General features: G+C 30.2%; 12 protein-coding genes. 10 read left to right on the forward strand and 2 right to left on the reverse strand.

What is annotated here, in order from left to right:
• Nucleotides 1-130: 130 nt before the first annotated feature.
• The gene (locus DG435_RS08160) at nt 131-478 is read left to right on the forward strand and encodes a hypothetical protein (RefSeq protein ID WP_106795118.1); all 348 of its coding nucleotides are present in this window, start codon (nt 131-133) and stop codon (nt 476-478) included.
• A gap of 241 nt (nt 479-719) precedes the next feature.
• On the opposite strand, the gene DG435_RS08165 is transcribed toward DG435_RS08160, so the two are convergent.
• Together DG435_RS08165 and DG435_RS08170 are read right to left on the reverse strand one after the other, a co-directional pair.
• Nucleotides 720-1,031: a monooxygenase gene (locus DG435_RS08165; RefSeq protein WP_106795117.1), complete on the reverse strand. Its 312-nt coding sequence runs from the start codon at nt 1,029-1,031 to the stop codon at nt 720-722.
• Nucleotides 1,032-1,049: 18 nt separating this feature from the next.
• A complete protein-coding gene (locus DG435_RS08170; protein ID WP_106795120.1) occupies nt 1,050-1,427 on the reverse strand; it encodes a hypothetical protein in 378 nt (125 codons plus the stop codon).
• A 106-nt stretch (nt 1,428-1,533) separates the two neighbouring features.
• On the opposite strand from DG435_RS08170, the gene DG435_RS08175 reads away from it, so the two are divergent.
• The 9 genes from DG435_RS08175 to DG435_RS08220 all read left to right on the forward strand — a co-directional run bounded on the left by DG435_RS08175 (nt 1,534) and on the right by DG435_RS08220 (nt 7,224).
• Nucleotides 1,534-1,893, forward strand: a complete 360-nt coding sequence (locus DG435_RS08175) for a helix-turn-helix domain-containing protein (RefSeq protein WP_106795116.1) — start codon at nt 1,534-1,536, stop codon at nt 1,891-1,893.
• A 158-nt stretch (nt 1,894-2,051) separates the two neighbouring features.
• Nucleotides 2,052-2,648 (forward strand): hypothetical protein, encoded by a 597-nt coding sequence (locus DG435_RS08180; protein WP_106795115.1) that lies wholly within the window; start codon nt 2,052-2,054, stop codon nt 2,646-2,648.
• A gap of 147 nt (nt 2,649-2,795) precedes the next feature.
• Nucleotides 2,796-3,323 carry a hypothetical protein gene (locus DG435_RS08185; RefSeq protein WP_106795114.1) on the forward strand — a complete coding sequence of 176 codons (528 nt, stop codon included), beginning with the start codon at nt 2,796-2,798 and terminating at the stop codon, nt 3,321-3,323.
• A gap of 246 nt (nt 3,324-3,569) precedes the next feature.
• A complete protein-coding gene (locus tag DG435_RS08190; protein WP_106795119.1) occupies nt 3,570-4,025 on the forward strand; it encodes a DinB family protein in 456 nt (151 codons plus the stop codon).
• A gap of 217 nt (nt 4,026-4,242) precedes the next feature.
• Complete coding sequence (locus tag DG435_RS08195; protein ID WP_106795113.1) at nt 4,243-4,536, forward strand: barstar family protein; 294 nt, start codon at nt 4,243-4,245, stop codon at nt 4,534-4,536.
• A gap of 3 nt (nt 4,537-4,539) precedes the next feature.
• The gene (locus tag DG435_RS08200) at nt 4,540-4,818 is read left to right on the forward strand and encodes a hypothetical protein (protein ID WP_106795112.1); all 279 of its coding nucleotides are present in this window, start codon (nt 4,540-4,542) and stop codon (nt 4,816-4,818) included.
• A 21-nt stretch (nt 4,819-4,839) separates the two neighbouring features.
• Nucleotides 4,840-5,244 (forward strand): hypothetical protein, encoded by a 405-nt coding sequence (locus DG435_RS08205; RefSeq protein ID WP_106795111.1) that lies wholly within the window; start codon nt 4,840-4,842, stop codon nt 5,242-5,244.
• A gap of 122 nt (nt 5,245-5,366) precedes the next feature.
• Nucleotides 5,367-6,137, forward strand: a complete 771-nt coding sequence (locus DG435_RS08210) for a DUF695 domain-containing protein (protein ID WP_159025814.1) — start codon at nt 5,367-5,369, stop codon at nt 6,135-6,137.
• A 301-nt stretch (nt 6,138-6,438) separates the two neighbouring features.
• Complete coding sequence (locus tag DG435_RS08220; protein ID WP_106795108.1) at nt 6,439-7,224, forward strand: hypothetical protein; 786 nt, start codon at nt 6,439-6,441, stop codon at nt 7,222-7,224.
• Nucleotides 7,225-7,495: the final 271 nt, after the last annotated feature.

Below are 7,495 nucleotides of genomic sequence, written 5' to 3' on the forward strand. Positions count from 1 at the left end.
TGACATACTTAGTTACAAGAGTAGAATTAATAAAATAAAAGTAGTTAACAATGTGTATAGTGCATAGCACCCTTCGGGATGCTACGACACCATACACGAAACGTTGTGTTTAATTTGACGGAACATCTAAATGAACATTATTCTTAAAATATTCTTGATTCTAATTATACTTCTTGTTGGAGTTATATTGTTCTTTTTGATTCGATTTCAAATCTGGAAAATTAAGGAAAACAAACGTGGATGGAGAACTCGACCTTTGGGAAGAGATTCAATCTGTTACGATGAGAAAATAAATAACGAATGGAAAAGAATTGAAATAAGCGGAGAAATGCTCGTTGGAAAAATGCTTAAGGTTATATATTTCAAAAACGAAAAAAAGTGGACTGAATATCCTGAATGGGCTCACAATCGAGAGGAAATAATTAGAAGAGTGAAAATGGATTATCCGCCAGAACAAACGGAATATGAAAATGTTTAAAAACTAAACACAACAATGTATAAAAATAATTGCTTGGTCATTGCTTACTCGGAAAATCCTACGGATTTTCCTCTGGCTAGTTTTTGTTTACTAAATTAGTGACTTAACCACGCAACTATTCTTATACGAGACGTTGCCTACAATACGAGAAAACCCGCAAAACTTAATGTTTAAAGCAAGAAAAAGAGCCTCAACGAGTAAAGGAACTAACTCTTGAAGCCCTCTATAACTTATGGTTTTCTTAACCAATCGGAGCGTTGTCTATTTTGCTCAAATCTTCAAAAATGTCAAAAATATGGTCGGTAATATCTGTTATCCCAATAGCATTTAATCTCTTGATATGCATTTCTCGATACTTTTTTAAATAATCAAGGTTTTTAAATAAGTAAGTTGAACCATAATGATCTGTACCTTCTTCGTATGTCCATATTTTCCATACAACCCCTTCTTCTTCGGCAATACTTTCTGCTAATTGCTTATTACCTTCCATAAATTCTTGTGTAACAGGACCATCATACTTTAAATGCAGGTCCCAAATTTTTTGTGTACTCATAATATAATATTTTTAAGGTTATTGATTTTTCTTTAATTGTAAATAACTTAATATAGATAGCAAAGCGAAGAATGCAGGATCTGACCATCCAAATCCATAAAATATTCCTTTATAAATTGCATAAAGTGTAATAATTACACCCAAAATGTTTGTCCATAGTAACCCTGTTAAGATTTTCTTTGCATAAACACTTTTCTCTTCTACATCTCTAAACAAAAGACTAATAATTGCTATTCCGCCTAAAAAAATTGTTGTGTGTTGTGATAGAAAAACAGCATACTTATCATTAAGTTCTAGCCCATAGTTCGGCCATAACAAATTTGGAATAAAGAATAGTCCTAATCCAAAAACAGCGTAAATTATTCCGTGAATTGTTAAAAATGTTTTTGTTCTCATAATAATATTTCGTTTTAATACTACAAAATTAAACATTATAGTTTACTTTTGATACTAACTTGTTAAAAGATATTAATTTCCTAAAGGAAACTACTAAATATAAAAAATGAAAATAGAACCAAGAGAACCATTATCAGTAGAGTGTGTAAAACAATTACGAGCCATAAGTGATACAATGGAATTATTATCTGGTAAATGGAAAATACAGATAATAGGGACTTTACTTCGTGGCAGAACAATGCGATTTATGGAACTTAAACGAGCAATTAATGGAATCGCAGCAAAAAAACTATCTGCCGATTTACAAGAATTAGAACTAAACAAACTTATAACTCGAACCGTAAAAGACACAAAACCAGTTACTGTTGAATACACTTTAACTGAACACGGAAGAACTTTAGATAATTTAATTGGAGAAGTTATAGATTGGGGAATAAATTATAGAACTGAAATAGTAAAAAAATAAATACTGTAGGCAACAACGTGTATAGCTCATTGCGGCTGAATTCCTAATCGGAATTCAACGCTTATTCGCTATCTTTGAGTTATGGCAGAAAGAATCCTGCGGATTTTTCCGCAACGAAACCATACACAAAACCGTTACCACACATTTGAGAAAACAGAATGGATTTAAACGACATTAGAGAAAATTATAAAAATTTCGACGATTATAAAATCGAAAAAATCGCATCAGAAGAGGCTGGTTCTTTACGACCAGAGGTTCTTGATATTTTAAAAGCAGAGATTAAAAAAAGAAATCTAAATCTGAATTTAATTGATAGTGTTGATTCCCAAACTAAGGAATTAACGGAATCTGAATTTAATGAATACTGTGCGATATTAAAAAATCATCCTTGTCCGAAATGCAAATCCAAAACGCAAAAAATTAATGCAACAATGGTTGGTCAAGTCATTAGTATGATAATAATGACAAATTACGAGAAATCTTTAAAAATTGCTTGCTCAAATTGCCTTGATGAAATGCACAGTAAAGCAAATACGAAATCAGCACTTTTAGGTTGGTGGGGAATTCCTTGGGGACCGATACATACAATTAGGTCTTTTATGTTTAACTCAAGTATGAAAAAAAATAATCGGACTGAAAAACCGAATGAGATTTTATCGAGTTTTATAGTTAGTAATATCGGAATAATGGAGAAGGCGAAAACTGAACCTGAAAAACTGACTGAATTTATTAATCGAACAAATAACGCAATATAAAAACGTGTGGTAACAAAGTATATAATTTATTGCTAGTTCTAGCTTGCTTACGAAAATCCTCGCGGATTTTCTATTCGGTTTGTACTTGCTAAATTTGTTACTTAACCACGCAACAAACCATATACAAACCGTTACCACACATTACGAATGACTAAAAAACACAGAAAAGTATTATATCCAATTATATTATTCTTAGGCTTAGGATTAATGATTTGGCAAATAATAATATATCGGAATACTATTATAAATGTGATAATACCTATAGTAATAGTTTCTATAGTAAGTCTAATCGCTTTTGTAGTTGATTTTAAAAATTATAAAAATACTTATGACAAATACAGTGGAGTTAGTTTGACGTTTTATGCGATTATGCAATCTTTATTTAGTTATGGGTTCATTGCTTGTTCGATATTTATTTTGACAAATTATTATTTAGCTGATAAGAAATCTGTCAAAAAATCCTATTTGATAATCGAACGTTCATCACTTCCTGGAAGAAAATATCATCGTGATGAAAGAAAACCAACTTTTTACATTAATTATGAGGGGACAAAAAAGGAGCTAGTATTTCCTCATAAATATTATGAAAAAATGGAATCCTATAAAAATGTAGAATTTGAAGTTAGAGAAGGTTATCTAGGGTTTGATATTTTAGAAAATAAAACTCTGAATTGAATAAAACAAAAACGTGTGGTAACAACACCTATACGATAATGCGGGGTTTGGGTTTAATCGAAAGGTCATTGTCTATTTGGTTTGCCGCCAAAGATTTAAATTTAGTATTTTAGAAAAGATAAAAACAAAACATAAACTTTGGCTAAGTGTTGATTCGAAGACCAGTGATTTTTTGCTTTCGCACTACGCATAGCTAAACGTTACCACACATTAAAAATGACGAATATCACGACCAACAAAATTGAAATGAAATCAATATTTAAAACTTGGAAAACAAGTCGGAATCTCTACTCTGAATATTTTGAAAATTACACTTTAGAACAACTGAATAAAATACCTGATGGATTTAGCAATAATCTAATTTGGAATATTGGACATATAATAGTTGCACAACAAGCATTGATTTACAAAGGATCTAACCTGAATGGGCATATTTCGGACGAATTATTTGGACTTTATAAATCTGGCACAAAACCTACTCGACTAACTACAGAAATAGAAGTAAAGGAACTTAAAGCCTTACTATTATCACTAATTGAAAAAACGGAGATAGATTTTTATCACGGAAAATTCAATACGTACAATGAACGAATGACTGGAACAGGTTTTCATTTAAGCTCGTTAATGGATGCTTTTGAATTCAATAATTATCACGAAGGCTTACATTTGGGATGTATGATGAATATTAGGAAATTTGTATAAAATAATAAAAACGTGTGGTAACACTATATATAGCAAATAGGGCGATTAGTGTTTAATCAAAAGGTCATTGTCCATTTACAAAGTCGCCAAATCTTTTGATTTGGTATTAAAAGAAAAAAATTAAAACAAAACACAAAAGATTTGGCTTGTGGCTAAACCGAAAATAATCGCTTGTTTTCTGCCCAACTTGCCATATATTTAACGTTATATGCAATAAATGAAGACAGTTAAAATTGATTCTAAAACTATTAATAGTTGGGAAACATTTCACAATGTATTTTCTCAAAAATTCAATTTTCCCAGCTACTACGGACGGAATATGAACGCTTGGATTGATTGTATGGACGAGCTGAATAATGAATTGACTCTAATAGATTTAGGAGACTGCAGAGAATTGAAAGAACGAAACCCAGAAATAATAGAAGCGATTAATGAGTGCTCTGCATTTGTCAACTATAGAAAGATTGAAGCAGGTGAATCAGCTGTTATAACAATTTCAATGTTTGTGTAAATTATGGATGACAAAATCAAAACCACAGTCGAACAATTTATAAGTCTTTTTGAGGAAGTATTTGATAAAGACTGGAAATACTCAAAAGAAATGATGGGTATTTATGATCAAACTGAGGAGCAAAAAAGAAATGCCAAGGAAATGGGATTAGAAACCATTGATATAATTGCTGATGATGGAACGTTTATAAATCCCAAAATTGAAGACGAAACAGAAGATTGGGGTTATAGAGGCGCTCTTTTAGAAAAATATAGGGAATTAAAGGTATTACTTAAAAATTAAAAAGCATCAATCAAAATTTAGATGAAGGAAATAACTAAAAGTGATATTGATTTAAAAAGCCCTATCAAGATTTTGGATTTGAGTACTTGGATGGATGGAGGTTCAATATTACTTCACTGTGGAAATAAACTGAATCAAGAATTCAAAATTGAATTTCAACAGAATATGATAATTGATATGGAAAAATATGATCGATTACCTGGACGGATTTACCTAAATAACGAACTTGTAAAAGATCAATCTGAATTGGAAAACTCCGTAATCAAGGGACTTGAAAAAGCTGAATTTGATATAGTATATTCTGAGAAAAAATTTAAGCGGATGGATAAGAAATTATTGAACGAAAAATTGGAATATGTAAAGTCCAATAAATATATATTTAATAACAAGCTTATTACAAATAAACTAAATAAAAAAAGCATATAACAAGGTGTATAAATCATAATGGCTGAACGCCATAACAATTCATACACGAAACGTTAGGCATAATTAAAAAAATGAGGAAATCAATTATACTCTTATTGATAATAATATTTTCAACTACACTTATGACTGCACAAAATTCGGAAGAACAATGGGATACTTATATGGCAACATATGAAAATGAAAAACCTGGTTCAACTACATTAAGAATGGATTTAATTAATTCTTCGCCAATAAAAGAATTTGATTATGTTTTGGTTACTGGATTAACTTATGAAACGTCAAAAGAAAACGGATTTCCAGAAAATGGGACTTTTAGTGTCTTACATAAAGTTGCTGATGAACTAATCGAAATTATACAAAAAGAAACGGAATTTATATTGGTCGGGTCATTTATGTATAACAATGAAAGACTTGAGTATTTCTACATTAAAGAACAAAAAAATATTATATCAAAAATCGAGAGTTTTTACAACGCCAATTATCCTGACTATAAATTTTACCTGAATGTAAAAAAAGATCAAGAATGGAAATATTATAGAGAGTTCTTATATCCAAATGAAGAAACTAAAAACTATATGGCTGACCAATCTGTACTACGTAATTTGGAAGAAGCAGGAGATAATTTAACCAAAGCAAGACGAATTGACCATTGGCTTTATTTTTCTAAAGAATCTGAAATGAATAAATGCAAAGTGGGTTTAGAAAAATTAAATTTCAAAGTGCAGAATGCTGGAATTAATAAAGAAACTAACCTTCCATTTGAATTGCAAGTTTGGAGAATAGACAATGTTGATATTGATTCGATTTATCCAATTACTTCAGATTTGAGGAAAAGAGCAAAGAAATTCAATGGAGAATATGATGGATGGGAAACTTCGATTGAAAAGGAATAAAACTATGCCTAACAATGGCTATAATTAATACGGGTTTTGGCACTTACCCCTAAGTTTAATGTATTTAATCAAGTCCGCCAAATCTTTTTGATTTGGCTTTAGAGAGAAATATAAAACAAAATAAAAAGTTTTGGCTAAATGTTTAATCAAAAGTTCACTACTTTTAATTCCCATACTAACCATAGCCGAGACGTTACCACACATATGAAACGGACTCTTCTCTAACCGAAAAGACCTTTTCACTCATTTTAAGTTTTTATCTACTAGAACGGATTTTAAATTTGTTTGAAATAATAGCAAAATGAAAAAACTTATTTTAATATTAATTTGTATCACATCTCTGAGTTACGGACAAATTGAGAATAGATGGCAACCTGATAGTGTATATTCAAACCGACAAGTAAAGAAAATATTTGTCTATTTGAATTCATCAAAGGACTTATCAGAGATTGTTGAATTTAACCAAACTGGGAAAAGAATAAGTTCAATTAAATATAGTGCATCTTATAATCGAAAAACCAGAAAAGTAAAACGAATAAATAAAATAAACCTTTACCAATATAATTCTTCTAATCATTTAGTTCGAATAAAGGATTCCCTAGGGAATGATTCTATAACTTTTAAATATGGTACAAATGGAAAGCTGGATTCTTCCATAAAAAAAATAGGTAATCTTATTTATGAAACTAAATATTATTACAAACCTTTCAAATCAACCACTACTAGAAGAAATGATTCAATTATTCTCTATCAAAAAACTAAAGAATACGATAAAGATGTTTATGTTAAACGTTTTGTTGGATATTATTTGGAACCTAAATTAAAAAAAGTGACTGATACGATCAACGGAATTCCAAATACTATAGCATATAAAGATCAAAATGATTTACAAAAATTTGCTGACGACAAAACTATTACAAATACTTTCGATGAGGAAGGTCGACTTATTAAATCTGATATTTATTCGGTTTTTATGAACGACAGAATTAATAAATATGAACTGAATTATAAATATTTTAAGAACGGACTTTTAAAAAGTGTTCGCGGATATATCCCAAGATATTTCAAATATGAATACTTGGAATAAAAACGTGTGGTAACACCAAGTATGTGATCATAGCATTCAAGTGACAACCAAAGGTTTTTGTGTGTTTGGTTTGGCGCAAAGATTTTAGAGAGAAAAAGTTATAAAATCAGAGCAGATTTGTCGATGGCTCGGTAACATTTTGCTCTGCTACGACACATACTTATAACGTTAGCAATAATGCAAAATAAACTATGGCTTGGATTCCACTTTATCTGAACAAAGAAGACGAAAAAGAACTTTTGGATTTACTAAATTCTGAAGAACAAATAGC

It is taken from the genome of Aquimarina sp. Aq78 (assembly GCF_900299525.1).
Classification (GTDB): Bacteria; Bacteroidota; Bacteroidia; order Flavobacteriales; family Flavobacteriaceae; genus Aquimarina.

Excerpts from the sequence above, each read along its gene's own strand:
- DG435_RS08190 (WP_106795119.1), top strand. The coding sequence starts at position 3,570 with ATGAAATCAATATTTAAAACTTGGAAAACAAGTCGGAATCTCTACTCT.
- DG435_RS08205 (WP_106795111.1), top strand. The coding sequence starts at position 4,840 with ATGAAGGAAATAACTAAAAGTGATATTGATTTAAAAAGCCCTATCAAG.
- DG435_RS08175 (WP_106795116.1), top strand. The coding sequence starts at position 1,534 with ATGAAAATAGAACCAAGAGAACCATTATCAGTAGAGTGTGTAAAACAA.
- DG435_RS08210 (WP_159025814.1), top strand. The coding sequence starts at position 5,367 with ATGACTGCACAAAATTCGGAAGAACAATGGGATACTTATATGGCAACA.
- DG435_RS08200 (WP_106795112.1), top strand. The coding sequence starts at position 4,540 with ATGGATGACAAAATCAAAACCACAGTCGAACAATTTATAAGTCTTTTT.
- DG435_RS08165 (WP_106795117.1), bottom strand. The coding sequence starts at position 1,031 with ATGAGTACACAAAAAATTTGGGACCTGCATTTAAAGTATGATGGTCCT.
- DG435_RS08185 (WP_106795114.1), top strand. The coding sequence starts at position 2,796 with ATGACTAAAAAACACAGAAAAGTATTATATCCAATTATATTATTCTTA.
- DG435_RS08160 (WP_106795118.1), top strand. The coding sequence starts at position 131 with ATGAACATTATTCTTAAAATATTCTTGATTCTAATTATACTTCTTGTT.
- DG435_RS08195 (WP_106795113.1), top strand. The coding sequence starts at position 4,243 with ATGAAGACAGTTAAAATTGATTCTAAAACTATTAATAGTTGGGAAACA.
- DG435_RS08180 (WP_106795115.1), top strand. The coding sequence starts at position 2,052 with ATGGATTTAAACGACATTAGAGAAAATTATAAAAATTTCGACGATTAT.
- DG435_RS08170 (WP_106795120.1), bottom strand. The coding sequence starts at position 1,427 with ATGAGAACAAAAACATTTTTAACAATTCACGGAATAATTTACGCTGTT.
- DG435_RS08220 (WP_106795108.1), top strand. The coding sequence starts at position 6,439 with ATGAAAAAACTTATTTTAATATTAATTTGTATCACATCTCTGAGTTAC.